The sequence below is a fragment of the Paenibacillus sp. FSL F4-0236 genome (genome assembly GCF_038000135.1).
Lineage (GTDB): Bacteria > Bacillota > Bacilli > Paenibacillales > Paenibacillaceae > Paenibacillus_AQ.
The window spans coordinates 5,499,241-5,524,186 of the sequence record NZ_JBBOBK010000001.1 but is presented as its reverse complement, the minus strand read 5'-3'; the positions used below and the strand labels follow the sequence as shown (position 1 = coordinate 5,524,186).

Genomic DNA, 24,946 nt, shown 5'->3' with positions numbered 1-24,946 from the left:
AATGGCTGCGGGGCATTCCTGTTTTTTATGTTCCCCGTTTATAAGGAGGAGTTCAAGGGTATCTATCCTTACCTTGATACATGTGCACTCACAATAAAGATAGGGGATCTTACATATGGAAATACAGAAAAATATGATCGATATCGTGAACTATTATTTATCAGGCGGTTCACTTGCCCGCATTATGGGCGAAGCAGGAGAAGAGGCGGAGCGCAGACTAATGGGGATCGACCTGGAGGCGGCTAGAGCATACCGACAGTCCATTGGCGGAGTCATTACGGAGGGTGAGCAGCTATTTCAGGTTCCTGGCTTTAGCCCAAGATTGCTGGGACAACTTACTGAAGTATTAGACAGATTAGATTCAGACAAGCTAAAAGCTCTGGCCCCACAAACCACATGGAATAACCAAGTAGATCCTTACGTGAATGGACCCGAGTGCCTAGGGATGATACTAGAAGAAATAAAGAAGGCACAGCATTATATTCACCTGTCCGTGATGCTCTTCTTTAATGACCATTCAGGCAATCTGGTTGCAGATGAATTATTTCACGCCCTTAAACGGGGGGTGAAGGTACGGATCATGGTCAATTACGCGCTGACAGCTTTAGGGTATGAGAACAATCTGGCGTTTGGTCAATTTTCCAAGATTTCTGAAAGGCTCGAGAATGCAGGAGCTAAGCTGTTGAATACCTTCAATTCTTATTATACAGCCGTAGAATGGCGTGTGAAGCGGAAGGCGCTGAAGCAACAAGGCGTACCGGAAAGTATCCTGTTCTTACAGGATAAAGTACAAGAGGACGTTGAAATCACTGGGCTGAATGTCATTGATCATCGGAAGTTTATGGTCATTGATGGGGTAACCTCTATTATTGGCAGTCTGAATATTGGAGATCAATACACGTACGTGACGCCTGTTCAGGCATCTTCTTCGATCAGTATAGAAGGACATCTACAGGGGATTCCTAGTAAAAAAGAGGAGTGGCATGATGGCTGCTTCCGGATCCGTGGCGCGGCGGCGCAGCCTTTAAATGCTAAGTTTCATTCCCGTTGGTTACTTCTGGGAGGTGATCATTTTGACGTGGATGATGCCTTCTACCATCCGAATGTAAATTATCATTTTGGGGAGGAAGAATGTACACTGTTTGCAAGCTTTCCGGGTAATCCAGTTAACTTAATTCAGCAATACTATTTGAATTTAATTACCTATGCGACTGAGGAGACGGTGATTGTAAATCCTTATTTAATTGATCAAGAGTTTTGGGATCGGCTGGGGGAGCTGGGGCCAGACTGTTCCTGTCATCTGAGCATCTGCAATCCGCTGAAGGTTAATGATCATCCTACCAATACTGTGGCGGTACGAGGCAATATGTATAAGCCGTTTCTCAATGGGGTTTCCTTTTATGATTACAGCTTCACAGGTCGTTTTTCACATTGGAAAATAACCTATGACCATAGATCACGGGCGGTATTTCATGGCTCCTACAACATCAATGAGAGAAGCGCCTGCCACGATTTCGAGCTGGGAATACTGGTGAAAGGGGAGGCATTCGCAGCGCGGATAAAGTCTATGATCGATTATGATCTGGGTGTCTCACGGAGAATTACGAAGAAAAGTGAGTTCTTTAAGCATCCTTGGCTGCATCCTAGTATGTATCTGAATAAAGTTACTCAGAATTACACTTGATAATATCGGTTCATTGTCATGTATAATGATCGTTATAAATTATCAAGGTGGAATAATAGCTATGAAAATCAAAATTACAAAGAGTGGCATGAAAAAGGATGAGGTATTCTTTCGCACAGAGTTTGGCGAGGGTCGGGGGATCTGGTGCGGAGCTCCTGTGGAGCCAGATAAGGAAACAGATGTGGAATTCGAGCTTTCGGAGCTGCTGATGAGATGGGTGGATATTCTGCCTGCACCTGCTAGTGAGTTCAATACAAGGTTAGAGGGAGATAAGGTTGTTTTTACCGGTGTGCTGGAGAATATTGAAGAGGACGGAACAGGATTTTTGCGAATAGGTGAAAGTTTAGTGATGTTCGAGTGTCTCGGTGAGCCTATGGCGCTTGGTGTGTTTGTAGAAGTACAGGTTCGTAATGTGAGCATCTACCCCTTGAGTATTTGACGCTTATCAGGGACTAAGATAACATACAAAGATGACATTAGAATCAGAAGTAAGCTATGAGGAGTAGAAGTCTATGAACACCGAAATTCAGCAATTTAAGACCGAATTCTTCAAGGCGCTGGCTCATCCGATGCGAATTCGTATACTGGAACTGCTCAGCGAAGGTGAGAAGAATGTGAATGAGCTACAAGCCATTCTAGGATCAGAAGGTTCTGCTGTATCCCAGCAGTTAGCTGTTTTACGCGCTAAGAATGTTGTAGCCAGTGTAAAAGAAGGTACCACTGTGATCTATTCGTTACGTGATCCTCTAATTAAAGATCTTCTGGTCGTAGCTAAACAAATATTTGATAACCATCTGGTGAATACCATTTCATTGCTCGAAGGTATGCGCGGAGAATAAAGGAATAACATTATTTTGGCGTTGACAACAGTTGCGTCCTAGAGTAATGTTCTTCTTATATTCAAATAATCAGATATTTAAAGAAAAGAAGGTTTGATCATGACAGGGTGGGGCCGATATAAAGGCTACAACATGAATGCATTTCGCAAGGATTTGATTTCGGGAACAATCGTTGGTGTTATTGCCATTCCTTTGGGGATGGCATTTGCTATTGCATCTGGTGTAAAACCGGAGTATGGCATTTACACGACAATCGTTGCCGGAATATGTATTTCATTATTCGGAGGATCAAAATTTCAAATTGGTGGGCCAACAGGTGCTTTTATTCCTATCTTGTTTGCCATTGCGATGGAGTATGGCTATGAGAACTTGCTTATCGCTGGGATGATGGCAGGGGTTATTCTAGTTCTCATGGGGTTATTAAAGCTGGGTGTATTGATTAAGTTTATTCCGAGGCCAGTAACGATTGGTTTCACAGCAGGGATAGCGGTCATTATCTTCACCGGGCAGATTGCTAATTTCCTTGGACTAAGGAATATAGAACGGCATGAGAGCTTTGTAAATAATATGAAAGAAATAGGGCTTCACCTATCGACGATGAATGGATACAGTATTCTGACCGCTGTGATTTGTCTTACCGTCGTTATCCTAGCGATTCGATTCGCTCCGAAGGTGCCTGGATCATTGGTAGGTCTTCTGTGCGCGACTGTGGTTGCTGCGTTATTCTTTAGCGGCAAAGTGACTACGATTGGCTCTGCTTACGGAGAAATCCCTAATACCTTACCGAGCTTTCGATTTCCGGACATTACTTGGGAACGAATTACCCTGCTAATTCGTCCGGCATTTATCATTGCAATGCTAGGTGCTATAGAGTCATTGTTATCCGCTGTTGTAGCGGATGGAATGACAGGCAGCCGCCATAATAGTAACCGAGAGCTGATCGGTCAGGGAATCGCAAATATTGCTGCTCCATTGTTCGGGGGCATACCAGCGACAGGAGCAATTGCTAGAACAGCGACGAACATCAAGAGTGGCGCTGTTTCTCCCATCTCGGGGATCGTTCACGGTGTTGTGGTGTTTCTAATTCTCCTGTTGCTCGCACCCTATGCTTCCAGTATTCCTTTAGCTGCGATGGCACCGATCTTAATGGTAGTAGCTTGGAATATGAGTGAGCGCAAAGAGTTCCTTCATCTGCTTAAGATCAAGACCGGCGATTCCTTGGTGTTATTCATCACCTTCTTGTTAACGATATTTGCAGATTTAACGCTGGCTGTAGAGGTGGGATTAATTCTTGCGGTTATTCTGTTTGTGAAACGAATGGGAGAGGTTCATTTGGTAGCCAAAGTGCTGCCTGATCCGAAGTCCGTTAAGGTAGAGGCACATATGGTTACGGAGAGTCATGACTGTCCGCAAATTGGAATTTACACAGTGGAAGGTCCGCTGTTTTTTGGCGCTGCTTATCGATTCGATGACACTATGCCAAGCTATGGTTCAGATCAACCTAGAATTATATTAATGCGGATGGGGAAAGTACCCTTCATGGATACCACTGGAGAATCCAATTTAGCAGAGCTGGTGCGGCATTTACAAGCTGTTGGAGGGAAACTTATGATCTCAGGTATTCAGCCACAGCCGCTTGAGCTACTCAAGAGAACTGGACTGTATAGTACCATAGGTGAGGCTCAGTTTTATCCGCACACCGGGGAAGCCATTAATGACGCACTTAACAGCATCGATTACAACAAGTGTATTGGATGTAGCCATGCCGCTTTTAGGGAGTGTACAGCGTTCTCCTCTCTGGAAGAGGCGGGAAGTGTGCGCGGTCTGAAAGGGCGCAAGAAACCTGTGATTGCACCTGAACTAAATAGTGGTCTTTGAGTGAAATAGATAAGAGTCAGCCCGGACGTTTCTGCGTCCGGGTTTTTCTGTTCAAATATAAGAATTTAAGTTTCACATCATATATTATCCTTATATTTCTCGCTTAAACGCTGATCGTCCTAATAAGGACGACAAAGGCGTTTATGCTTGAGATTGGACTTGGGAATGCCAAATTTGTACAATTGGGTATAAGTTAAATGTAAACTATCTCGATAAGGAGAATATAAGCTCATGAAGGAATTGAATTATCCGAAGGTGTTTATGCTCTTGGCAGGTCTGTCTGTGGCGACATTGGCCGTATACCGTGTAGTGTCACTACAGACGGATTCGTTTTATGCATTTTTACTCTGGAATTTATTCCTGGCTTGGATTCCGTTCCTGTTCTCTATGGCTGCTTATGAATTGGATAAAAGGAAGATAGGTGGATTGCTGCTTGTTCCGCTAGGCGTCGCTTGGCTGCTGTTCTTTCCGAACGCGCCTTATCTCATGACGGATCTGGTGCATCTGACGATAAGAAAAAGCAGATATATCGTGGATGGCACCATTCAGAATCGGTATTGGTATGATCTGGTTACCCTCTTATTGTTCACTTGGAGCGGCTGGTTGACCGGGTTCTTCTCTTTATACCAGTTCCAGACGGTTGTTTATCGCAAGAGCAGCCTGCTGTTCTCTTGGATATTCGTATTCGCAGCATGTGTACTTGGGGGGTATGGTGTCCTGCTTGGCCGAGTCTACAGGCTGAATAGCTGGGACGTACTGACGGACCGGCATCAGTTGTACCAACTGGTTATGGACAGCTTGAATCGACAGTCGGTATTTTTCAGCTTGTTCATTGCGTTTGTATTGCTGGTTATCTACGCTACGATGTACTGTTTGCTGAATGGTCTTGGAACCAGTGAAAGAGGAAGGGGCGCTAAGCGCATACGTAGTTAATCCATAAATTCCGGATCAAATTGGTATTGCTTCAGATCTACCACACCTTTTTCATTAAAAATAATCCCTTCCTCCTGTAAATAAAGCTTCTGGAGGGAGTTGGATTCATCTTCAGTCAAGGCGATCATTCCTTTGGCGTTGATAACCCGATGCCAGGGAAGTTTATATTTTCTACTCATGGAGTGAAGGATACGAACTACCTGCCTTGCGCCTCTTGGGCTTCCTGCCGCACGAGCAACGCCTCCGTAAGTCATCACTTTTCCTTCAGGTATAGATTGTATGATACGAATCACTTGTTCTGTAAATGGTGTCATAGGGAGCTCCTATCTCTTATTTTTATCAAATTATACCAGATGATCACTACAATCATAAACATTCAACATGCCGCTGCTAAAGCGGCTTTTTTTTATTTTAAACGTATGGAGTTTACTCTCCTTTGCGAAGAAGTTGATCCCTTTACAGTATAATTTTGGCGGATACTATTTAGTGAGACGGGGGATAATTTCTAGGAAACCTAATGTGACAGGAGTGACTACTGTGGAATGATGAACCTGTTTCGGTAAATATTCAAGGATGATGGAACACTTAGAATCAGAGTGATAAAGTAAAAATAAGCAGGTGGCATCACAGCAATAGACCTACTTTCGAACATTCCTGATCTCTAGTAAAGATTAGGAATTCTTTGATTTTAAAACTAAACATAAGTTAGCTATAATGATAGATATATATAGAATGGTTGTTTTAGAAAAGAGGGAAACAGGTATGAACGTCAGCAACATCATTATGTCCTCTTATTGGGGTAGAGAGGTTAGACATAAATATATTACTCAAGGATCTAAGGCATTGGCTGTTATTTTTCCAGGTAAAAATTACTCGGCTGAACGCCCCCTGCTAGATTATGCGGCCAAAGCAGCTCGGGAACATAATTGCGATGTCCTGCTGCTTGAATATGGCTACCAGAGTGCTAGAGTAGGTTTTAAGCGTGATGAAATGATTATTCTCATTCAGGAATGTAAGGCGGCCATTGCATCTCTTCCTGAATACAAAAAGATTCTATTCATTAGCAAAAGCGTGGGTTCGGTCATAGCAGGGAGAATTGCAGAAGAGCTAGAAATACAGAAAAAGACGTCTCATCTATATATAACACCATTACCTGAGGCGATCCCTTTGATACAGCAGAGTCGTGGGACTGTAATTTATGGCGGAAGCGACCCTTTATTTAGCGAACAGCTTTCTGGTGAAATTAGTGGGCTTCATCATTTGAAAGTGTATAGAATCGATGATGCTAATCATAGCCTTGAGGTAGAGCAGGTCAACGAGTCACTAGCCATTCTGCTTGTTATTATTAATTTTTATCATGAATTTTTCCGTGATGCTTTAAATACATAACCTTTGGAGGATGCTGATTATGATTTTGGAAGCTGCGATGCTGCAAGTGAAGCCTGGTTTAACTACTGAATTTGAAAAAAGCTTCAAGGAGGCATCAAGCTTAATTTCTTCGATCGAAGGCTACATAGGGCATGAATTGCAACATTGCTTGGAGGATGATCATAAGTATCTACTGCTTGTGAAGTGGACAACGCTTGAAGATCATACCATAGGATTCAGAGAATCCAGCCAGTATCAGGAATGGAAGGCGCTACTTCACCATTACTACGACCCATTTCCGGTTGTTGAGCATTTTACCCGCATTAATCTGGACTAAATGGAGGCTGCCGAATGAAGGCGAAGCTTGTTGGGAAAGGCAGAACAGCGGAGATCTGGCAGCATGATGATCAGAGGATTCTTAAATTGTACCTAGAGGATGTTTCAGAACAGAATATTAGCCGAGAATATAAGATCAGCCAGTTTGTGCACTCGCAGGGCGTCCGGACACCACAGCCATTTGAACTCATTTCTGAACAATCAAGACAAGGTATTGTATTTCAACAAATTAAAGGTCCCTCCCTGCTAAAGGTGATGGGTGAGAAGCCTTGGAAAGTCAGTAAGTATGCCAGAATGATGGCTAGGCTTCACTACGATTTGCATAAACTTGAAATTACTGAGGAGATTGGACAGCAGAAGGATATGTTGAAGTGGAATATCATGGGGGCTCCAATGCTTAGTGAAGATGAGAAGTCAGCCATCCTGCGCTATCTGGAGAAGTTACCACAAGGAACCTATTTATGTCATGGAGATTTCCATCCTGACAATGTACTTATGGATGATCAGCTCTGGGTAATCGACTGGATGACAGGTGTGGTGGGAGAACCAGCGGCCGATGCTGCGCGATCTGTAGTAATGTTCAGTATGGGAGCCATGCCCCCTGGAGCCTCTGCCTTATCGAGAATGATGATAGGTTTTATTAGAAAGAAATTAACCAAGGGATATATTCAAGAGTATCTCAGATTATCAGGACATACTTATGAGGACGTAGACCGCTGGATTTTGCCGATCGCTGCCGCGCGTTTGGTGGAGGGGCTTTCGCCTCCAGAGAAGGAGCTGCTGGTAAAAGAAGTTCGTAAACGTCTACAAACCTTAGCCGCAGAGGTAAGCTGATCATGGCACAAAAACGGAGGCGTATTCTATGACTACCTATATTGCGCTGCTGCGTGGAATTAACGTCGGCGGGAACAAAATTATTAAAATGTTGGACCTGAAGGCGATGTTTCAGACTCTTGGATTTGAAAATGTACGAACGTATATTCAGAGCGGAAATGTTGTATTTGAGAGTGATGAAGGTTCGGAGAGTCTGCTTACTGGAGTCATTGAACGCCAGATTCATGAGGTGTTTGGTTTCGAGGTCTCTGTTATGATTCGTACACTGGCTGAGATGGAGAACGTGATCGCTAACGATCCCTTTCAGCTCTCCGAGCCAGAGGAATTCAAAAGATGGTATGTTACTTTTTTACCAGCCGAGCCTTCAGCGGAAGCATTGGATAAACTGCGCACTTACGAGAATAGTCCGGATAAAGTGCTTTTTGTCGGCAGAGAGATGTATATATTATATGAGGTCAGTGTGAGCCAGTCGCCGCTTTTCAAGGTTCCTTTTGACAGAATATTGGGTATGACGCTTACAGCACGTAATTGGAATACGGTGAATAAGCTCGTTACTATGGGCAGGATGGAATAGTCCATTTTAAAATATTTGCTTGGGTTGGGATTTGAACAGAAAGCCTCCACAGTTGTGGGGCTTTTTTTGCGTTCTGGCGGCCTTGTATATTCAGCAAACATTCAGCTTGGACTCATTGAGAGTTAAGGTAAGGGTGAAATAATACACCTACAGAAAGATTGAACCGGGGGCACAGAACTGCCGGAATATAGACGATCAAAGGATAGGAGTGGATGGAGATGAGTAGGTTCAAAAAAATAAGCTCGGATCTTATACTTTGGCTCATTTTATTACTTGCCGCTTTTTTGTATGGTTATGGAGTTTGGAACGACCACTATGTGAATACATACTACACCACCGCGGTGGGAAGTATGCTGCAGAACTTTCATAATTTCTTCTTCGCTTCACTGGACTCCGCGGGTTCAGTAACGGTGGATAAACCACCAGTTACCTTTTGGATTCAGACACTTAGCGCGCTTATCTTCGGGCTGCATGGTTGGAGTGTGATTTTGCCACAGGCACTCGGCGGCGTGGGCTCCGTGTTACTTGTATACCTGCTGGTGAAGCCTACCTTTGGCAGAGCGGCAGCACGTATAGCAGCTCTAGTCATGGCGACTACTCCGGTAGCAGCGGCAGTCAGCCGGACGAACAATATTGATGCGCTGCTTGTATTCACCCTTCTGCTCGCGGCATGGTTTCTATTTAAAGGGACGAAGAGCAACAAGATGGGTAGCCTTCTTACCGCATTTGCGTTAATCGGTGTTGGGTTTAACGAGAAGATGCTGCAGGCGTACATGGTTCTGCCGGCTTTTTATTTCTTTTATGTCTTAGCTGCCAAAGTGAGCTGGAAGCGGAAGACGGGAGTATTGGCAGCCTCCACAGCAATATTGCTTGTAGTCTCCTTATCCTGGGCAGTGATCGTGGATTCGATTCCCGCCAGCAAACGGCCTTATATCGGCAGCAGTGGTACCAATTCAGTGCTGAATCTTGCTTTTGGGTACAATGGCGTTGCCCGATTAACGGGGGATCGCGGGGCAGGTGGTGGTGGCGGTGGAATGCCAGGAATGAATGGCGGTGAGATGCCAAACATGAACGGTGAAATGCCCGCTATGAATGGTGAGATGCCGAACATGAACGGCGAGATGCCAGCTATGAATGGGTCAGGCAGTAATAGTGGCACTGATGGTGGACGTGCAGCATTTTCGGGCCGGCAAGGCACAAATTCGACCTCGAATAGCCAGACTGGTGACGATGATGGAGGTGCACCAGGTCAGCCTCCTAGTGGAACAGACAGTCAAGGTCGGCAATTTGGTGGCGACGACGGCGGGCGAGGAAATCGCGGCGGCATGAATGGCGGTGGAAGCGGAGGCGGAATGTTCAATACAGGAACAGCAGGCCCACTGCGCCTGTTCCAATCAGAGCTGTCAGGTCAAGCTAGCTGGATGCTGCCTTTTGTATTGCTAGGCATCATTGGATTATTCGCCAATCTGCGGAGAAAGAACTTTACCCAGGCTCATAAAGAAGCTCTCTTCTGGTTAGCGTGGCTGGTGCCCGTTATGGGGTTCTTCAGTATCGCAGGGTTCTTCCATCAATATTATCTGGTGATGATGGCTCCGCCAGTTGCAGCGTTAGTCGGTGCAGGATGGTCAAAGCTGTGGACGCTATATCGCGAGCACTCTGGTTGGCTGTCTTGGCTATTGCCAGCCGCAACGCTGGTTACAGCAGGTTTCCAATGGTACATTGTTCATCCTTATAACGATACGATTGGCAGTGGCTGGTCCATTGGGATTTTAGCTGCAGGCATAGTGGTTTCGCTGGTACTGGTAGTTCTTAAAGGCATGAAGAAATCCTTTAATTTAACGACAGGCGTTGCAGCCGTATTAGTATTGTTAATTGGGCCGCTCTACTGGGCAGCTACTCCCATTACTTATGGCTTGAACAGTCAAACCCCTGAGGCGGGCCCGAGCAGTAGTGAGGGTAGAGGGGGAATGGGAGGCAGTCCAAGCAATTTTGGACGTAATAGCGCCGCAAGTGCGAATGAGAGTCTGTTGTCCTATTTGGAGGAGAACAATACTGGGGAGCCTTATCTTTTTGCTACATTGGATTATGGCACAGCAGCTCCTTATATCGTTGACAAGGGTGCATCGGTTGTTATTTTGAACGGATTTTCTAACTCAGACACCGTGTATACCCCCGATACCCTAAAGGCGTTTATAGAGAGCGGAAAGGTGAAGTACTTCCTGATCAATAGCGGTGGTATGGGTGGTGGACGCGGGGGAAGCTCCGAGTTGACGACTTGGATCACAGAGAATGGTACAGAAGTTCCAGCAGCCGATTGGGCAGGAAGCGATGGAGGAAACAGCGGGACATTATACAAAGTTACTGTAAACTAGGCGAATGTTAATCCTATGAGGCGTGTTATGAGATAGATCAGGCACGCTTCATTATTCAAATTTAAGGAGGAGCTGCTCATGAGTACCAACGTGCGCTATTCCATTATTATACCAATGTTTAACGAAGAGGCGGTCATTCAAGAGACGTATCGACGTATCAAAAAAGTAATGGGTTTAACTAATGAAGTGTATGAGCTGATCTTTGTGAATGACGGCAGCACAGATAATTGCGCCCAGATGATTGAGGAATATAGCTACTGGGATGAGAGTGTGAAGCTGATCGACTTGTCTCGTAACTTTGGACATCAGATCGCTATTACTGCCGGAATGGATTACGCCTTAGGGGATGCAGTTGTCATTATTGATGCCGATTTGCAAGATCCGCCGGAACTGATTCTGGGCATGATTGCGGAATGGAAGCAGGGGTATGAAGTTGTATATGCCAAAAGGTTAAAGCGAAACGGAGAATCCTTATTCAAAAAGTGGACGGCTAGTCTCTTTTATAGAGTACTTCGTTATTCAACCGATATATCTATCCCTGTCGATACAGGAGATTTTCGCCTCATCGATCGTAAAGTCTGTGAGGAGCTCAAACGCCTGCCGGAGAAAAATCGGTTCGTACGCGGGCTAGTCAGCTGGGTCGGTTTTCGGCAAAAAGCCATTGAATATGAACGCGATGAACGTCTGGCAGGAGAAACTAAATATCCGCTGAAACGGATGATCAAGCTCTCTCTGGATGGAATTACTTCCTTCTCTTATAAGCCGCTAAAGCTGGCAGGATACCTTGGCGCACTGCTGTCGGCTTCCGGCTTTCTATATCTGATGTATGTGCTATATCTGGTGGTTTTTACGGATTCAGTCGTTAAGGGCTGGGCATCGATGATCGGAATCACACTGACCTTTAATGGCTTTGTGCTCATTATGTTAGGGATTCTGGGTGAGTATGTCGGTCGGATTTATGATGAGACCAAGGGACGTCCGCTCTATATTGTTCAAGAGTTCTATGAAGGTAAGAAACAGCAGGATGTTCGTGAGCAGCAAGTTCTACATCGTCAATAAATGCAAGGGAGGAATTCGTTGTGAAGATTAGAAAAGCGGTTATTCCCGCCGCGGGTTTAGGCACTCGTTTCCTGCCTGCAACTAAGGCTCAGCCCAAGGAAATGCTGCCCATTGTGGATAAGCCGGCGATTCAATATATCGTAGAAGAAGCTGTTCAATCCGGTATTGAAAGCATCATTATCGTGACGGGCCGCAACAAGAAGTCGATTGAAGATCATTTTGATAAATCAGTGGAACTGGAACAGACGCTTTTGGAAAAAGGAAAAGAGGAGCTGCTTCGTGAAGTCCAAGCGATTAGCGAACTGGCCAGCATTCATTACATTAGGCAAAAAGAGCCGCTAGGACTAGGTCACGCCATCCTTTGTGCGGAACAGTTCGTTGGCGATGAGCCCTTCGCTGTTCTGCTCGGTGACGATATCATGGTCTCGGAGGACCCGGCGCTACTGCAAATGATGCGATTATATGAACAAGAGGAGAAGACCATCGTCGGTGTTCAGTCGGTACCACGGCAGGATGTTCATAAATACGGAATTATTTCATCAAGCGGTTCTCTACAAGGCGTCCATGAAGTTAAAGGTTTGGTGGAGAAGCCCTCCCCGGATACGGCACCTTCAGAGCATGCGATTATGGGACGTTACATTTTGGAGTCTTCGATATTTTCAGTGCTGGCTAACCTTGAACGGGGAGCAGGTGGTGAATATCAACTGACTGATGCATTGCATGAGGTATGTCGTAATGAAGGTTTGCTGGCCCTGGATTTGATCGGCAAACGTTATGATATTGGTGATAAATTCGGCTACATTCAGGCTACGCTGGAGGTCGGATTGATGCGGGAGGAGTTGCGTCCATTACTGGTTCCGTATTTACAAATGCTGGCTGCGAGTCTGAAGGAAAGTGAAGAAGTGGGGGCGTTACCTTGGGATACACGCTAGTGATTAAAGTAGACTGTTTCAAACGATCCTAACATCGTCTTCGGCGGCGGTGGGATGATGTTTGGGGCAGTTTTTTTGCGCGTGGGGCGTTTACAGGGCAGTTGGGGATGAACAAATAAGTGTACTTTATACAATTAAAAAGCGCATCAGACTGCTATGTATCGACTTAGTTGCACTTGATACACTTATTTCTTCATAATCCAATGGAAACACTCTTTCCATCTGTTTTTAGTTGCATAAACTACACTTAAAAAAGTCATAAAGGGGGCTAAAGTATGAAATAACTGCACCAAGTGTAGTTATTTTTTGCGATATAAAAAATCCGGAGGACAGATTCCTAAGAATCGTCTCCGGATCTATATTTTCAGTCATTGATTAAGCCTTTAGTACATCATGATCCACGTAACGCGTACCATTTAACTCGCTAATCACATTAATGGCTACCTTCGCGCCATCGCCTGCAGTAATAATGGCATGTACACTTACTCCGGCAACGGTACCTGCAGCCCAAATGCCTTCAATATTTGTTTTGCCTTCTGGATTAACAGCGACTACTGTTTTGATTCTTGGCTCTGTACCATCCTTAGTTTCCACGCCTGCTTTGGCGGCTAGATCGGTAAGGGCGCCTGTTGCAAGAATAACATGTTTGGCTTCATAAATGATTCCGTCTTCGGTCTCAATGACAAATCCGTTGCCGCTGGAAGTGAGGTTAATAGCTTGTTCTGCTACCAGCTCAGCGCCGAATTTGACGGCTTGCTTATGTCCGGTTTCTACGAGATCAGGACCGCCTACTTCGGAAATTCCATAAAAGTTCTCAAACCATCCTCTACGGGTCATGCCTTTATCATTGTCGATCAGCAACGTTTTTTTGCCCGCCTTGGCGGCGAACAGGGCTGCGCTTGCACCGGCAGGACCGGCTCCAATTACGGCGATTTCGTACATTTTTTGACCTCCTAAAAGTTTTGTGAAGCAAAACTCGCATCGAAAGCATAGGCTTAAGTTTTGTGAAGCAAAACTCGCATCGTAGACATAGGCTTAAGTCTATCATCTATTATAACGGTTGTTACTCTCACTTGGCTAATCCTTCCTCGCAAGGAAGGGTAACCCTGAACGTTGTTCCCTCACCGAGAGTGCTGCTTACACTAATCTTGCCGTGATGTGCCTCCACGATAGACTTGGTAATAGAAAGGCCGAGTCCAGATCCACCATATTTTCGTGTGCGAGAGGAATCGCTGCGGTAGAAGCGATCAAAGATATGTGGGATATGCTCTGGAGAAATCCCGCAGCCGTTGTCTTGCACCGTTAAAATGGCCTCATTTCCTCTAGCATGTAAAGAGAGATGAATGGTGCCAGATTCTGTATCCGTATGCTGAACTGCATTGTGGAACAGATTCAGAATTACCTGTTTGATTTTATTGGGTTCATATTTACCATGGATGCCATACGAGATATCAAAAGTAACTTTGCGCTGATCCGCTAACAAGAGCAGATGCGGCTTCATTTCGGAAATGACCTCACCGAGCAGCAGATCCGTCATCCGCAGTTGAGGGGCGCCGTCCATCCGAGCGAGCAGCAGCAAATCCTCCACCAGCTTATTGATCCGTTTCGATTCGCCATGCATGCTTCGCAATGAATTGTATAACTGTTCTTTGTTGTCCGCAGCGCCACGCAGTAAGACCTCCAAAAAACCGTGGATTGAGGTCAGCGGCGTTCGCAGCTCGTGAGAAGCATCGGCAGCGAAGCGGCGCATCTGTTCCTTGGCTTCCCGTTCATTATGAAAGGATATTTCGAGACGCTCGAGCATACCATTGAATGAATGGGCCAGCTTGTCGATCTCAGTCTGGCCTTGGTTAATTGGAAATCGGATATCCAGATTACCGGCATCAATGATCTCGGCGGACTCTCCCATATTTGAAAGAGGGACCAGCGTCTTTCGAAGGGCAGGCAAGTATAGGAAGAAGCCAGCCAATAAAGCAATCACTGACAAACCTGCGTAGATCATCAATTGCTGTAAGATTACATCCGTAAGAGGTCCGGTATTCACGCTCATTTGGAGAAGCAATCGAGTATTTCCAGGTCTATAGAGATTCACGAATATAGCCAGATGTTCAGTGCCGTCATCGGCCTCTATGAGCTTGTAATTTCCTGTTGCTCTATCCGTGGTATGAATGAGCAGATTATTGTATTGCTCATTCGTTAATCTAGGCGCGGCTGAATCAGATAAAGTCATTTGCTGTAAGTCTCTGAAGGTGCCATCTGAGCTATAAATAGCGAGGGTTGTATGGGCATCCAGCAGGAGTGGACGCCTATTCTCACCGGTTCTTTGACCATTTGGGATTTTATTCTCGCCGTTTCTTTCCCCCGGCAAATTGCCGTTATACTCGGTGTTTCCCTCATTCGGAGTTGTGGTGTCCTCGTCATAGGAATTGAAAAAGTTGAAAAACATCTCACGGGGAACTGAACGTATTTGCGCTTCCATAGACTCTGCTCTATTGCTATATATGAAATCCCGCATGAGTATATATTGTAATACTCCGATTAGAAGAAGCAATCCTGATAGAATGAGCAGCGAAATGGCTAGCAGCTGTTTGCGTAGAGAACGTGGTGCGGGCAGCTTACGAAACCATTTAGAGAAGCGCGTACTCATAGATCTACCCGGTAGCCTGCTCCCCGCAGGGTACGGATAATACGGTGCTCCTTATCCCCGAGCTTCTCGCGAAGCGAACGGATATAGACCTCAACGATATTTTCCTCACCACCAAAGTCATAGCCCCACACTTTATCAAGAATCATGGGTTTACTTAGTACAAGGCCGTGATTAATAACGAGATACTGTAATAACTCGTATTCCGTGGGTGAGAGTTCAAGGACTTCTTCCTTGAAGCGAATTTCTTTTCTACGGCTATCAATTCGGAATGGACCGCAGCGTACCTCGCCGAGCAGACCTGGAAACTGATTGCGTAGCCGCGCTTGAATTCGGGCAAGCAATTCGTCGAAGCTGAAGGGCTTGACCATATAATCGTCAGCACCAATAGTGAGACCCTTGACTCGATCGTCCACTTCATCCTTTGCAGTTAGCATGATAACGGCTAGTTCCGTCTCTTCCGAGCGAAGGTAATGACATAACTCGAATCCATCCATGCCAGGCATCATGACATCTAGGATGGCTACATGTGGCTTGAACTCAGCAGCGACCGAGATGGCTGTGATTCCGTCGGGTGCGGTTCTGACTTCAAATCCTTCGTTAAGGAGACCCAACTCTAGAAATTGTAATATATGAGGCTCATCATCTACGAGCAGTAGTCGAACGCCTTGAGCTGCTTTCATCATAGGTACCTCCAAATCAGTGATAGATAGCTACATTATGACATATTCGGTTGAATGTTTGCTGAAGATGAGTCCCTTTGCTTTACGATTAAAGGAGCCTTTTCTTATTTCATGATGATTCAAAGCGGTTAATTTAGTTATAAGTAATATTAATGTGTTTAATAACAAACAAGGTTAAAAAATTCGGATTTTCGAAAATGTGATAAAGGGTTTTGACGGCGGATATAGAACACTTTACAATAAGGATAATCTCCTGATTTTGGTGAAAGTTACCCATTTTAGGAAAGATCATCCGACCGTGTTACATTTCCTTCCACGTTTTTCTCATCTTTGTCCATCTTCCTATCAAGGCTCATTTCTTTCAAGTGTATTTCTTGTTCATTCATTTCTTTTTGGAACTTCTGTTCATTCAACCTGTGCTTGCTGAACTTCATATTACCCATAAGTCAAGGGAGGCTTTTCCATGAAGAAAAAGGAAATGGTAGCCATGCTATTGGCTGGAGGCCAAGGCAAAAGATTGAAAGGTTTAACCAAATCGCTTGCTAAGCCCGCTGTTTATTTTGGAGGGACCTATCGGATCATCGACTTCCCTTTAAGTAACTGCTCCAATTCAGGTATTGATACAGTTGGTGTGCTGACTCAATATGAGCCACTCATACTGCATTCTTACATCGGAGTAGGCAGCGATTGGGATTTGAACCGTAAGAACGGTGGGGTATTCGTGTTGCCACCGCATGAACGTGAGAATGGAAGCAGCTGGTATCGGGGAACAGCCGATGCGATTTATCGGAATCTTAAGTTTGTGGATCAGTTTGATCCAGAGCATGTTCTTATTCTGTCCGGTGATCACATTTATAAAATGGATTATCACGCTATGCTTCAATACCACAAGGAAAGAAACGCTGATTGCACAATTTCTGTCATTGACGTTCCGCTGGAGGAAGCAAGCCGATTTGGAATTTTGAATACGGAGGACGATCTGAAAATTTACGAATTTGAGGAAAAGCCCGCTCAGCCAAAAAGCACATTAGCTTCTATGGGTGTGTATATCTTCAAATGGGAGGTTCTCCGCAAGCATTTACTAGAGGACGGGGAGAATGTAGGATCATCCCACGATTTCGGCAAGGACATCATTCCTTTAATGCTGGAGGACGGAAACTCCTTATTTGCGTACCCTTTTGAAGGATACTGGAGAGATGTAGGTACAGTAACTAGCTTATGGGAAGCAAATATGGATTTGCTGAGCGATACCCCGCCACTTAATCTAAATGATCCCAGCTGGCGCATTTTTACGCGTAATCCGAATCAACCTGCCCAATATGTCGCCCCTGGGGCGAAAGTGTCAGGCTGCATTATTAATGAAGGCTGCATAGTGCACGGAGAAGTAAATCACTCGGTTCTCTTTTATGGTGTAGAAGTGGGTGAAGGAAGTGTAATTACGGACTCCGTGATTATGCCTAAGGTCAAGATTGGCAAGAACGTACGCATTCATAAAGCGATTATTAGTGAGAATACGGTAATCGACGATTATATGGAAATAGGCATCGAACGGGAGAACGAGAACGAAATTCTGCTGATCGACAATAAAAGCAAAAAACGTAAATCAGCTGTGGCCAAAACCATATAATCAAGCTAAAATGCCTTCGGCGTCCTTCTAGGGACGGTAAGCGTTTATGCGAGATTTATAAGGATAAAGTATATCGTGAAACTTATACTTTCTTATAAATTATAAGAGGACGGTGGATTCCGATGAAGCAACTCATGGGTGTAATTAATCTGGATCATGAACTCGACAAACTAAATGAACTCACTTATTTCCGCTGTGGTGCAGCCGTACCTTTTGCCAGTCGTTATCGGTTGATTGATTTCGTGCTTTCTAATATGATGCGTGCAGACCTGGAGAGCGTTGGCCTGTTCGTCCGCCGTAAATACCGTTCTCTAATGGACCATTTGGGTGACGGGAAATCGTGGGATATGAACCGCAAGCATGGGGGATTATTCATTTTGCCTCCAGACTGGAACGATCCAACGGATACTTCTCTCGGGGACTTACAGCATTATCATAACAATCTGGATCTTTTTAAACGGGGATCTGCTAAATATATCGTGTTTTCCGGCAGCCAGCATATCAATACGATCGATCTTCAGGATTTGTATAGTTACCATCTGGAGAAGGGTGCCGACGTTACAGTAGTGTATAAAAAGATTGAAGAACTGCAGCCAGAACATGATCTATGCCAGCGTATTGAAGTAGACGAAGAGAATAAGGTGACTAATATCCATCATGAGAAAGACCATCCTAATTTATATCTGGATATCTTCATTATGGAGAAAAAACTGTTCTTGGAGCAGGTGGAGCATTGCATTGCGCATGGAGAGAGTTATTTTTTCCGAGATGTAGTTCAGAAGAACCGACACAAATTTAATATCGCCGCATACGAATATCATGGCTATCATGCCGTAATTAATTCATTAGAGAGTTATTATAAGAACAGTTTGGAACTGCTCCAGCAGGAGAATTACTTCAGTTTGTTCAAAGAAAGCCCGGTACAGACGAAGATTAAATATGAGGCTCCGACCCGATACTTGGAAAGTGCTAATGTCAGTAATTCGTTGGTGGCTAATGGCTGCATTATAGCTGGAACGGTAGAGAACAGCGTGATCTTTCGGGGGGTTCAGGTACGTAAGGGAGCGAAGATCATCAACTCAGTAATTATGCAAAAATGCGTCATCGAAGAAAATGCGGTCATTGAGAATGTAATCATGGATAAAGACGTACATTTGAGTAAGAATCGAATTCTTGTTGGAGATAGCAAACGTCCATTCGTCATCGCCAAGAGCAGCAAGATCTAACGACTGGATTAGATGAACAAAGCAGTATTAACCTATCTGATCTAATGGCACAGTCTGCTGCACTTCTAATAAAAGCATTTGTCAGGAGGACCTACTGTTGTTTAACGATAAAGAATCTTTCAAACAGGCATTCCGTGAGACCCTCATTGGTAAATTAGGTAAACCGCTTGAGGAAGCCTCGAATGCCGATGTCTATAAAATACTGGGCAACATGATTCGTGAGAACGCCGGGAAAAATTGGGCGGAAACGAACCAGAAATATAAGCTCGATAAAGATAAGCAGGTTTACTATTTTTCAATGGAGTTCTTGATCGGTAGGCTTCTGGGGAACAATCTGTTGAATATGGGTGTACTGGAAGTAGTACGTGAAGGTTTAGCGGACCTTGGCTTTTGTTTGCAGGATATAGAAGAGGAGGAATCGGACGCTGGGTTAGGGAATGGAGGTCTCGGTCGTTTGGCCGCCTGCTTCCTGGACTCACTCGCTTCCCTGCAATATGCGGGACATGGCTGTGGTATACGGTATAAATATGGCCTGTTCGAGCAGAAGATCGTTGATGGGTATCAAGTGGAACTTCCTGATTACTGGCTGCAGAATGATAATGTATGGGAAGTGCGCCGCGAAGACAAGCAGGTTGAAGTTAGGTTCTGGGGGACTATTGAGACCCGCGAAGAGAACGGACGGCTCATATTTGATCATACGCAATATGAGGCTGTTCGTGCAGTGCCTTACGATGTCCCTATCATTGGTGCTGATCGCCGGCATGTGAATACACTGCGTAATTGGAGTGCTGAATCCATCACCCAGCCCTCAAGAACCTTTGGTTCTTTTGCCGGGACGGACTATCATAAGTTTCTGGAGTATAAGCGTTCAGTAGAATCCATTTCGGAGTTCCTTTACCCAGATGACTCTCAATACGAAGGCAAGCTGCTTCGCCTGAAGCAACAGTATTTCCTCTGTAGCGCGGGGCTGCAAAGTATTCTGCGTACCTATGCCAAGCTTGGGATTCCTATAGAATCGCTGCCAGACAAGGTTGCTCTTCATATTAATGATACACATCCAACGTTGGTGATTCCTGAATTGATGAGGATTCTGATGGATGTACATGGTTTAGGATGGGATGAGGCATGGAGTATCACGACGCGTATGGTCTCTTACACTAATCACACTATTCTGAGCGAGGCGCTTGAGAAATGGCCTATTCAAATGGTTAGGGAGCTACTGCCACGTATTTTTCTTATCATTGAAGAGATCAATGCGCGTTTCTGTGGCGAGCTTATGAGTCGTTATCCGGGGGATCAGGATCGAATTGCGCAGATGGCGATTATTCATGATGATCAGGTTCGGATGGCTCATCTGGCGATTGTAGCGAGCCATAGTGTCAATGGAGTAGCGGCGCTGCATACAGAAATATTAATGAAGCGCGAGATGCGACTTTTTAATGAAATGTATCCACACCGTTTCAATAATAAGACGAACGGAATTACCCATCGGCGATGGTTACTGCATGCCAATCCAGATCTGGCTAATTTAATCAATCAATCGATAGGGACCCGTTGGGTGAGCCATCCTCAAGAAATGATTGGCTTGATTAAATATTGTGAGGATGCTTCCTTCCAGGAACAAGTAGCCAGTATTAAGCGCCAGAATAAGCTTCGTCTTGCAGAGTACATCTACAGTAAGCATTCAGTACATGTCGATCCTGACTCTATCTTTGATGTACAGGTGAAACGTCTACATGCCTACAAGCGCCAGTTGCTTAATATTTTGCATATTCTGCATTTGTACAATCAAATCAAAGATAATCCTTCGATGGATATGGTTCCACGCACGTTTATATTCGGAGCAAAGGCAGCACCGAGTTATCATCTGGCGAAGCGGATTATCAAACTGATTAATACAGTTGCGGAGGTAGTCAATAAAGATCCAGATGTTAAAGGGAAGATTCGTATCTTTTTCCTTGAAAATTATTCAGTATCTCTAGCAGAAAAGATCATTCCTGCAGCGGACATCAGTGAGCAGATTTCTACAGCCAGCAAAGAAGCATCCGGTACCGGGAATATGAAGTTTATGATGAACGGTGCATTGACGGTAGGGACGATGGATGGCGCAAATGTAGAAATGCATGAAATGGTGGGAGACAACAATATGTTCCTGTTCGGACTTCGTGCTGAGCAGGTCATGGATTACTATCAGCATGGCGGTTATCATGCGCGTGATATTTACAACGGGGATAGTCGTGTGAAAGAAGTGCTGGATCAGTTAATCAAACCAGGACCTATATGTTGTCACGCTACGGAGTTTGAGAGCATTTTCCACTCACTTCTGGATAATAACGATGAGTTTTTTGTCCTGAAGGATTTCGCTAGTTACGTTGAGACGCACGTCGAAATTGATCGGGCATATCGCAACCGGCAAGAATGGCTGAAGAAGTCCATTATTAATATTGGTCATTCCGGTAAATTCTCCAGCGATAACACAATTAGTCGCTATGCAGCTGAGATTTGGAACATTAGTCCAGTTCGACTGTAGGATCAACATAAAAAGGCTGTCTTATAAGTAGGTAACCCCTACAAATAAGACAGCCTTTTTTCTTATGGGATATAAAACGAAGAAATTTTTAGATAGCTTCCGATACTAAAGCTGCGAACCGCTCCAGAAACCGGCGTTCTTCATCATCAAAGCGATCCTTGAGCGGACTGTCGATATCAAGTACGCCAAGCAAGCGATCATCCTTTATTAAAGGAACAACAATCTCGCTGTTGGAGGCTGCATCACAGGCGATATGACCTGGGAATGCATGCACATCGCCTACTACAAGTGTGCGCCGCTCGGCGGCTGCCGTTCCGCACACCCCGCGAGATAGCGGAATTCGAATGCATGCAGGGAGGCCTTGAAAAGGTCCAAGTACTAGCTCCTTGCCGTCAAATAAATAAAAACCGGCCCAATTCGTATCCGGTAGAGCGTGTTTAAGTAGTGCCGAAGCATTAGCCAGATTGGCTGTAGCACTTGGTTCGTCCTTTATCAATGCTTCGAGTTGGATTAGAACGGCTTCAAACTGCTCGCTGCGCGTTCCATCATATGGCATAGCTTGAAACATGAAGCATCACCTTCCTGTACTTTAAATTCAATATGAAACCATAACTGTAACTAACAACATAGTACAGCTATGAGGGGTACGTCAAGACACAACATTGTTTTGTAATATTTTGGGATGGGCTATGATCCCTCTGTAGCGCTGAACCCTTGTGATGATGTTTCCAATGAACTGTCATAGGGTAATGCAAGAGTAAATACCGAAGGCTTTGTTGCCAGAAGGAGTGGAATATGCGCGCTGATGTACAGAACTTGTTCATAGGAATTCACATGCTTTATTGTGCTCATGATAAAGATGTGACGATCTCGGAGATGCTGCTCGGACTGGAAGACATGGGGTATCGTGTAGGAGAACGCGAAGTGAAACAGGAATTGGAAAAGCTGACGCTGGACAACTTTCTGACTGCACATAGTGAAGGGTACAGTATTACTGGCACGGGTATTGAAGAGTTCAAGGATATTCGAGCCAAACTTCAGGTGCTGTGTAGTGAAGTTATTCAGGGAGCAGACTGAAATCATTTAAAGCAAAGTTCCATAAAAGCGTTTGTATCAAGGGAGAATTAACCTTCTGATGCAGGCGCTTTTTACGTGAGAGGATACAATTTGTTCTTTTCAAAGTTAAAGAAATTAGAACTTTTAGCTTAAGGATATACTCTTGAATGATGTATAATTGATAAGTTGAAGGGGGAGCGGAGAATTGTATCTATGCAATGGAGTGACACCTACACTGATCGGTAGAAAATTAAAATTATGTGCTATGACTACTGAGCATGCTTCAGCATTATTTCAGGTTTGGTCTCATCCGGAAGTTTCTCTCTGGCTGGGTGCACCGGCATTATCCTCTATAGAAGAGACGAAGCAGCTTATCGACCTTCTATCACAGATGGCTCAGGAAGAGGAGAGCTTACGTTGGAGTATTATTGGACCAGGGGAGGAAGTCATAGGTAGCTGTGGATATAACCATTGGCAGCTTCAGGGAGCTTACCGTGGTGAAATAGGCTGTGATCTGTCGCCTGCCTTTTGGGGGCTTGGATATATGAAAGAAGCGCTTGGGCTTGTACTCGATTTTGGTTTCAATATTATGGGCTTGAATCGGATTGAAGCGCTCTGTCATCCTGATAATATCCGTGCGGAGAGGCTGGTTCATACGCTTGGATTTCAGAAGGAAGGCGTATTGCGTCAATACAGGCAGATCGCTTCCGGCTTTCAGGATACTGCTCTCCATGCTCTACTGCGCGAGGAGTGGCAATCCACTTAATACATAAAGAGAGGGTTTGGAACATTGAAGTCATCAGGGGATTTAGAACGTAAACTAATATTAACAGGGGTACTGCTGGCCACGTTTCTGGCGGCTATTGAGGGGACTGTAACAGGACCAGCTGGGCCGGCGATTGTAGGCGACTTTCAGGGAATGCAGTGGCTGAGCTGGATATTTACTTCATATTTACTGGCAATGGCTATTACTACACCTATTTTCGGCAAAATCAGTGATCTGTTCGGACGCAAGCCTGTATTCATGTGGGGAGCGGCTGTTTTTTTACTAGGCTCATTATTATGCGGCATATCTCAAAGTATGGAACAGCTGATCCTGTTTCGCGCGATACAGGGGATCGGTGCGGGTGCACTTATTCCAATGACCTTTACCATTATCGGTGATATTTACAGCATTGAAGAAAGAGCAAAGACACAAGGGTTGCTAAGCTCTGTATGGGGGATTTCCTCTTTGGTAGGGCCACTGCTTGGTGGCTATGTGGTAGATTACTTAAGCTGGCGCTGGGTATTTGTATTCAATCTGCCATTTGGCGTGTTGGCAATGGTATTTATTGCGCGCTACCTGAAGGAAGAAAAGGTGCGTCGGAAGACACAGATCGATGTGCCAGGCGTCCTTCTGTTCGCGGCAGGCATGGGTGCTCTACTCTTTGGACTCTCCACGGGAGGGCAGAACCTGGCATGGACCTCTCCTTTACTACTCGCAACACTGGGTGCAGCAGTTATCCTGCTAATCTTATTTTTGTTTGTGGAGCGCCGTGCACCAGAGCCTATGCTTCCGCTGAACCTATTCTCAAATCGTAATATCGCAGTATCAACAGGTGCTAACCTGCTTGTAAGCACATTAATTATTGGACTTTCTACGTATATCCCTTTATGGGTTCAGGGCGTTTCTGGAAAAAGCGCTGCGATCTCAGGCTTGCTGCTTGCGCCAATGTCTGTAGGCTGGATGTTTGGGTCAATCGCAGGCGGACGAATGATTCTGCGAGCGGGTTCTCGCCGAACGGCAATGCTTGGATTGATGATGATTGCTGCCGGAGCTATTGGTCTGGTTTTCTTGACTGGAGAGTCTTCACAGGTAATCCTCTTATGCTTGATGCTGGTCTGTGGGGTAGGCTTCGGATACTCCTCTACGGTCTTCACGATTATCGCTCAGTCGTCGGTTGCGTATGATCAACGCGGTGCGTCCACAGCACTTAATGCATTTACAAGGTCACTAGGTCAGACCATTGGGGTGGCTATTTTCGGTTCCTGGCTGAACTTGAATATTGATCAGCTGTTGCGAAAACAACCGGATTCAAACGTTACAGGTGATGATATTAATAAGCTGCTAGGCTCGCATACAGGCACTAACCTCTCCGGCGAAGTATCAAACAGTTTACGTGGTGCACTAGAAGGGGGACTTCATTCACTATTTATTGTGATGGCAGTTTTCGCAGTCTTGTCACTAGTTATATCTTGGGGGTTGCGCAAGGGTGTACCTTCGGTAGAGGATGCTACGTCGTCTTTGAAAAAGGCATAACTCATTTTCTAAATCACATAAAGAAGCCCGACCGGGTATTTACCGGTCGGGCTTCTTCGTGCAATAACAGCT

24 protein-coding genes are annotated in these 24,946 nt (G+C 45.0%); 18 read left to right on the top strand and 6 right to left on the bottom strand.

Features of this window, described 5'->3' with window-relative positions; translation table 11 throughout:
- Positions 1-115: 115 nt before the first annotated feature.
- The 5 genes from NSQ29_RS24630 (at position 116) to NSQ29_RS24610 (ending at position 5,334) form a co-directional block, all read left to right on the top strand.
- Positions 116-1,684, top strand: a complete 1,569-nt coding sequence (locus NSQ29_RS24630; RefSeq protein WP_341126334.1) for a phospholipase D-like domain-containing protein — start codon at positions 116-118, stop codon at positions 1,682-1,684.
- A 61-nt stretch (positions 1,685-1,745) separates the two neighbouring features.
- Entirely contained in the window at positions 1,746-2,123 is a 378-nt protein-coding gene (locus NSQ29_RS24625; protein ID WP_339268541.1) for a hypothetical protein, read from the top strand.
- A 73-nt stretch (positions 2,124-2,196) separates the two neighbouring features.
- Positions 2,197-2,523 carry an ArsR/SmtB family transcription factor gene (locus tag NSQ29_RS24620; protein ID WP_042123860.1) on the top strand — a complete coding sequence of 109 codons (327 nt, stop codon included), beginning with the start codon at positions 2,197-2,199 and terminating at the stop codon, positions 2,521-2,523.
- A gap of 99 nt (positions 2,524-2,622) precedes the next feature.
- Complete coding sequence (locus NSQ29_RS24615; RefSeq protein ID WP_341126333.1) at positions 2,623-4,401, top strand: SulP family inorganic anion transporter; 1,779 nt, start codon at positions 2,623-2,625, stop codon at positions 4,399-4,401.
- Positions 4,402-4,632: 231 nt separating this feature from the next.
- The gene (locus NSQ29_RS24610; RefSeq protein ID WP_341126332.1) at positions 4,633-5,334 is read left to right on the top strand and encodes a DUF1361 domain-containing protein; all 702 of its coding nucleotides are present in this window, start codon (positions 4,633-4,635) and stop codon (positions 5,332-5,334) included.
- On the opposite strand, the gene NSQ29_RS24605 is transcribed toward NSQ29_RS24610, so the two are convergent.
- Complete coding sequence (locus NSQ29_RS24605) at positions 5,331-5,648, bottom strand: MGMT family protein (RefSeq protein WP_042184593.1); 318 nt, start codon at positions 5,646-5,648, stop codon at positions 5,331-5,333. The genes NSQ29_RS24610 and NSQ29_RS24605 overlap by 4 nt on opposite strands.
- 448 nt (positions 5,649-6,096) lie before the next feature.
- Between NSQ29_RS24605 and NSQ29_RS24600 the strand changes: the two genes are divergently transcribed.
- The 7 genes from NSQ29_RS24600 (at position 6,097) to galU (ending at position 12,809) form a co-directional block, all read left to right on the top strand.
- Positions 6,097-6,723, top strand: a complete 627-nt coding sequence (locus tag NSQ29_RS24600) for a hypothetical protein (protein WP_339244592.1) — start codon at positions 6,097-6,099, stop codon at positions 6,721-6,723.
- 19 nt (positions 6,724-6,742) lie between these two features.
- The gene (locus tag NSQ29_RS24595; RefSeq protein ID WP_341126331.1) at positions 6,743-7,039 is read left to right on the top strand and encodes an antibiotic biosynthesis monooxygenase family protein; all 297 of its coding nucleotides are present in this window, start codon (positions 6,743-6,745) and stop codon (positions 7,037-7,039) included.
- A gap of 14 nt (positions 7,040-7,053) precedes the next feature.
- Positions 7,054-7,872, top strand: a complete 819-nt coding sequence (locus NSQ29_RS24590; protein WP_042184606.1) for a phosphotransferase family protein — start codon at positions 7,054-7,056, stop codon at positions 7,870-7,872.
- Between the two features lie 28 nt (positions 7,873-7,900).
- Positions 7,901-8,446, top strand: a complete 546-nt coding sequence (locus NSQ29_RS24585) for a DUF1697 domain-containing protein (protein WP_341126330.1) — start codon at positions 7,901-7,903, stop codon at positions 8,444-8,446.
- A gap of 218 nt (positions 8,447-8,664) precedes the next feature.
- Complete coding sequence (locus tag NSQ29_RS24580) at positions 8,665-10,818, top strand: glycosyltransferase family 39 protein (protein WP_341126329.1); 2,154 nt, start codon at positions 8,665-8,667, stop codon at positions 10,816-10,818.
- 78 nt (positions 10,819-10,896) lie between these two features.
- Positions 10,897-11,877 (top strand): glycosyltransferase family 2 protein, encoded by a 981-nt coding sequence (locus tag NSQ29_RS24575; RefSeq protein ID WP_341126328.1) that lies wholly within the window; start codon positions 10,897-10,899, stop codon positions 11,875-11,877.
- A 20-nt stretch (positions 11,878-11,897) separates the two neighbouring features.
- Positions 11,898-12,809 carry a UTP--glucose-1-phosphate uridylyltransferase GalU gene (gene galU, locus NSQ29_RS24570; RefSeq protein ID WP_341126327.1) on the top strand — a complete coding sequence of 304 codons (912 nt, stop codon included), beginning with the start codon at positions 11,898-11,900 and terminating at the stop codon, positions 12,807-12,809.
- Positions 12,810-13,184: 375 nt separating this feature from the next.
- Here the strand turns inward: galU and NSQ29_RS24565 are convergent, their stop codons facing one another.
- From NSQ29_RS24565 to NSQ29_RS24550, 4 genes are all read right to left on the bottom strand, one after another.
- A complete protein-coding gene (locus NSQ29_RS24565; protein WP_076116777.1) occupies positions 13,185-13,751 on the bottom strand; it encodes an FAD-dependent oxidoreductase in 567 nt (188 codons plus the stop codon).
- Positions 13,752-13,878: 127 nt separating this feature from the next.
- Positions 13,879-15,456 (bottom strand): sensor histidine kinase, encoded by a 1,578-nt coding sequence (locus tag NSQ29_RS24560; RefSeq protein WP_341126326.1) that lies wholly within the window; start codon positions 15,454-15,456, stop codon positions 13,879-13,881.
- On the bottom strand, positions 15,453-16,136 hold the full coding sequence (locus NSQ29_RS24555; RefSeq protein ID WP_076116779.1) for a response regulator transcription factor: 684 nt from the start codon (positions 16,134-16,136) through the stop codon (positions 15,453-15,455). Before NSQ29_RS24555 ends, NSQ29_RS24560 begins: the two co-directional genes overlap by 4 nt.
- Before the next feature lie 278 nt (positions 16,137-16,414).
- Complete coding sequence (locus tag NSQ29_RS24550; protein WP_341126325.1) at positions 16,415-16,570, bottom strand: hypothetical protein; 156 nt, start codon at positions 16,568-16,570, stop codon at positions 16,415-16,417.
- Between the two features lie 29 nt (positions 16,571-16,599).
- Here NSQ29_RS24550 and NSQ29_RS24545 point away from each other — a divergent pair, with 29 nt between their 5' ends.
- The 3 genes from NSQ29_RS24545 to NSQ29_RS24535 all read left to right on the top strand — a co-directional run bounded on the left by NSQ29_RS24545 (position 16,600) and on the right by NSQ29_RS24535 (position 21,519).
- Complete coding sequence (locus tag NSQ29_RS24545; RefSeq protein WP_042184623.1) at positions 16,600-17,763, top strand: glucose-1-phosphate adenylyltransferase; 1,164 nt, start codon at positions 16,600-16,602, stop codon at positions 17,761-17,763.
- A gap of 122 nt (positions 17,764-17,885) precedes the next feature.
- Complete coding sequence (gene glgD / locus NSQ29_RS24540) at positions 17,886-18,989, top strand: glucose-1-phosphate adenylyltransferase subunit GlgD (RefSeq protein ID WP_042184625.1); 1,104 nt, start codon at positions 17,886-17,888, stop codon at positions 18,987-18,989.
- A 97-nt stretch (positions 18,990-19,086) separates the two neighbouring features.
- Positions 19,087-21,519: a glycogen/starch/alpha-glucan phosphorylase gene (locus NSQ29_RS24535; RefSeq protein WP_076285889.1), complete on the top strand. Its 2,433-nt coding sequence runs from the start codon at positions 19,087-19,089 to the stop codon at positions 21,517-21,519.
- Positions 21,520-21,607: 88 nt separating this feature from the next.
- On the opposite strand, the gene NSQ29_RS24530 is transcribed toward NSQ29_RS24535, so the two are convergent.
- A complete protein-coding gene (locus NSQ29_RS24530) occupies positions 21,608-22,087 on the bottom strand; it encodes a GAF domain-containing protein (protein WP_042184630.1) in 480 nt (159 codons plus the stop codon).
- Positions 22,088-22,314: 227 nt separating this feature from the next.
- Between NSQ29_RS24530 and NSQ29_RS24525 the strand changes: the two genes are divergently transcribed.
- From NSQ29_RS24525 to NSQ29_RS24515, 3 genes are all read left to right on the top strand, one after another.
- Entirely contained in the window at positions 22,315-22,596 is a 282-nt protein-coding gene (locus NSQ29_RS24525) for a hypothetical protein (protein ID WP_076285888.1), read from the top strand.
- Between the two features lie 184 nt (positions 22,597-22,780).
- Positions 22,781-23,341 carry a GNAT family N-acetyltransferase gene (locus tag NSQ29_RS24520; RefSeq protein ID WP_341126324.1) on the top strand — a complete coding sequence of 187 codons (561 nt, stop codon included), beginning with the start codon at positions 22,781-22,783 and terminating at the stop codon, positions 23,339-23,341.
- A gap of 24 nt (positions 23,342-23,365) precedes the next feature.
- Entirely contained in the window at positions 23,366-24,874 is a 1,509-nt protein-coding gene (locus tag NSQ29_RS24515; RefSeq protein WP_341126323.1) for an MDR family MFS transporter, read from the top strand.
- Positions 24,875-24,946: the final 72 nt, after the last annotated feature.

What these genes read in the sequence shown, in the direction of transcription:
- NSQ29_RS24615 (WP_341126333.1), top strand. Translation starts at nt 2,623, where the DNA reads ATGACAGGGTGGGGCCGATATAAAGGCTACAACATGAATGCATTTCGC.
- NSQ29_RS24530 (WP_042184630.1), bottom strand. Translation starts at nt 22,087, where the DNA reads ATGTTTCAAGCTATGCCATATGATGGAACGCGCAGCGAGCAGTTTGAA.
- NSQ29_RS24600 (WP_339244592.1), top strand. Translation starts at nt 6,097, where the DNA reads ATGAACGTCAGCAACATCATTATGTCCTCTTATTGGGGTAGAGAGGTT.
- NSQ29_RS24550 (WP_341126325.1), bottom strand. Translation starts at nt 16,570, where the DNA reads ATGAAGTTCAGCAAGCACAGGTTGAATGAACAGAAGTTCCAAAAAGAA.
- NSQ29_RS24545 (WP_042184623.1), top strand. Translation starts at nt 16,600, where the DNA reads ATGAAGAAAAAGGAAATGGTAGCCATGCTATTGGCTGGAGGCCAAGGC.
- NSQ29_RS24630 (WP_341126334.1), top strand. Translation starts at nt 116, where the DNA reads ATGGAAATACAGAAAAATATGATCGATATCGTGAACTATTATTTATCA.
- NSQ29_RS24565 (WP_076116777.1), bottom strand. Translation starts at nt 13,751, where the DNA reads ATGTACGAAATCGCCGTAATTGGAGCCGGTCCTGCCGGTGCAAGCGCA.
- NSQ29_RS24610 (WP_341126332.1), top strand. Translation starts at nt 4,633, where the DNA reads ATGAAGGAATTGAATTATCCGAAGGTGTTTATGCTCTTGGCAGGTCTG.
- NSQ29_RS24590 (WP_042184606.1), top strand. Translation starts at nt 7,054, where the DNA reads ATGAAGGCGAAGCTTGTTGGGAAAGGCAGAACAGCGGAGATCTGGCAG.
- glgD (WP_042184625.1), top strand. Translation starts at nt 17,886, where the DNA reads ATGAAGCAACTCATGGGTGTAATTAATCTGGATCATGAACTCGACAAA.
- NSQ29_RS24560 (WP_341126326.1), bottom strand. Translation starts at nt 15,456, where the DNA reads ATGAGTACGCGCTTCTCTAAATGGTTTCGTAAGCTGCCCGCACCACGT.
- NSQ29_RS24605 (WP_042184593.1), bottom strand. Translation starts at nt 5,648, where the DNA reads ATGACACCATTTACAGAACAAGTGATTCGTATCATACAATCTATACCT.
- NSQ29_RS24585 (WP_341126330.1), top strand. Translation starts at nt 7,901, where the DNA reads ATGACTACCTATATTGCGCTGCTGCGTGGAATTAACGTCGGCGGGAAC.
- NSQ29_RS24555 (WP_076116779.1), bottom strand. Translation starts at nt 16,136, where the DNA reads ATGAAAGCAGCTCAAGGCGTTCGACTACTGCTCGTAGATGATGAGCCT.
- NSQ29_RS24525 (WP_076285888.1), top strand. Translation starts at nt 22,315, where the DNA reads ATGCGCGCTGATGTACAGAACTTGTTCATAGGAATTCACATGCTTTAT.
- NSQ29_RS24580 (WP_341126329.1), top strand. Translation starts at nt 8,665, where the DNA reads ATGAGTAGGTTCAAAAAAATAAGCTCGGATCTTATACTTTGGCTCATT.
- NSQ29_RS24575 (WP_341126328.1), top strand. Translation starts at nt 10,897, where the DNA reads ATGAGTACCAACGTGCGCTATTCCATTATTATACCAATGTTTAACGAA.
- NSQ29_RS24625 (WP_339268541.1), top strand. Translation starts at nt 1,746, where the DNA reads ATGAAAATCAAAATTACAAAGAGTGGCATGAAAAAGGATGAGGTATTC.
- NSQ29_RS24595 (WP_341126331.1), top strand. Translation starts at nt 6,743, where the DNA reads ATGATTTTGGAAGCTGCGATGCTGCAAGTGAAGCCTGGTTTAACTACT.
- NSQ29_RS24620 (WP_042123860.1), top strand. Translation starts at nt 2,197, where the DNA reads ATGAACACCGAAATTCAGCAATTTAAGACCGAATTCTTCAAGGCGCTG.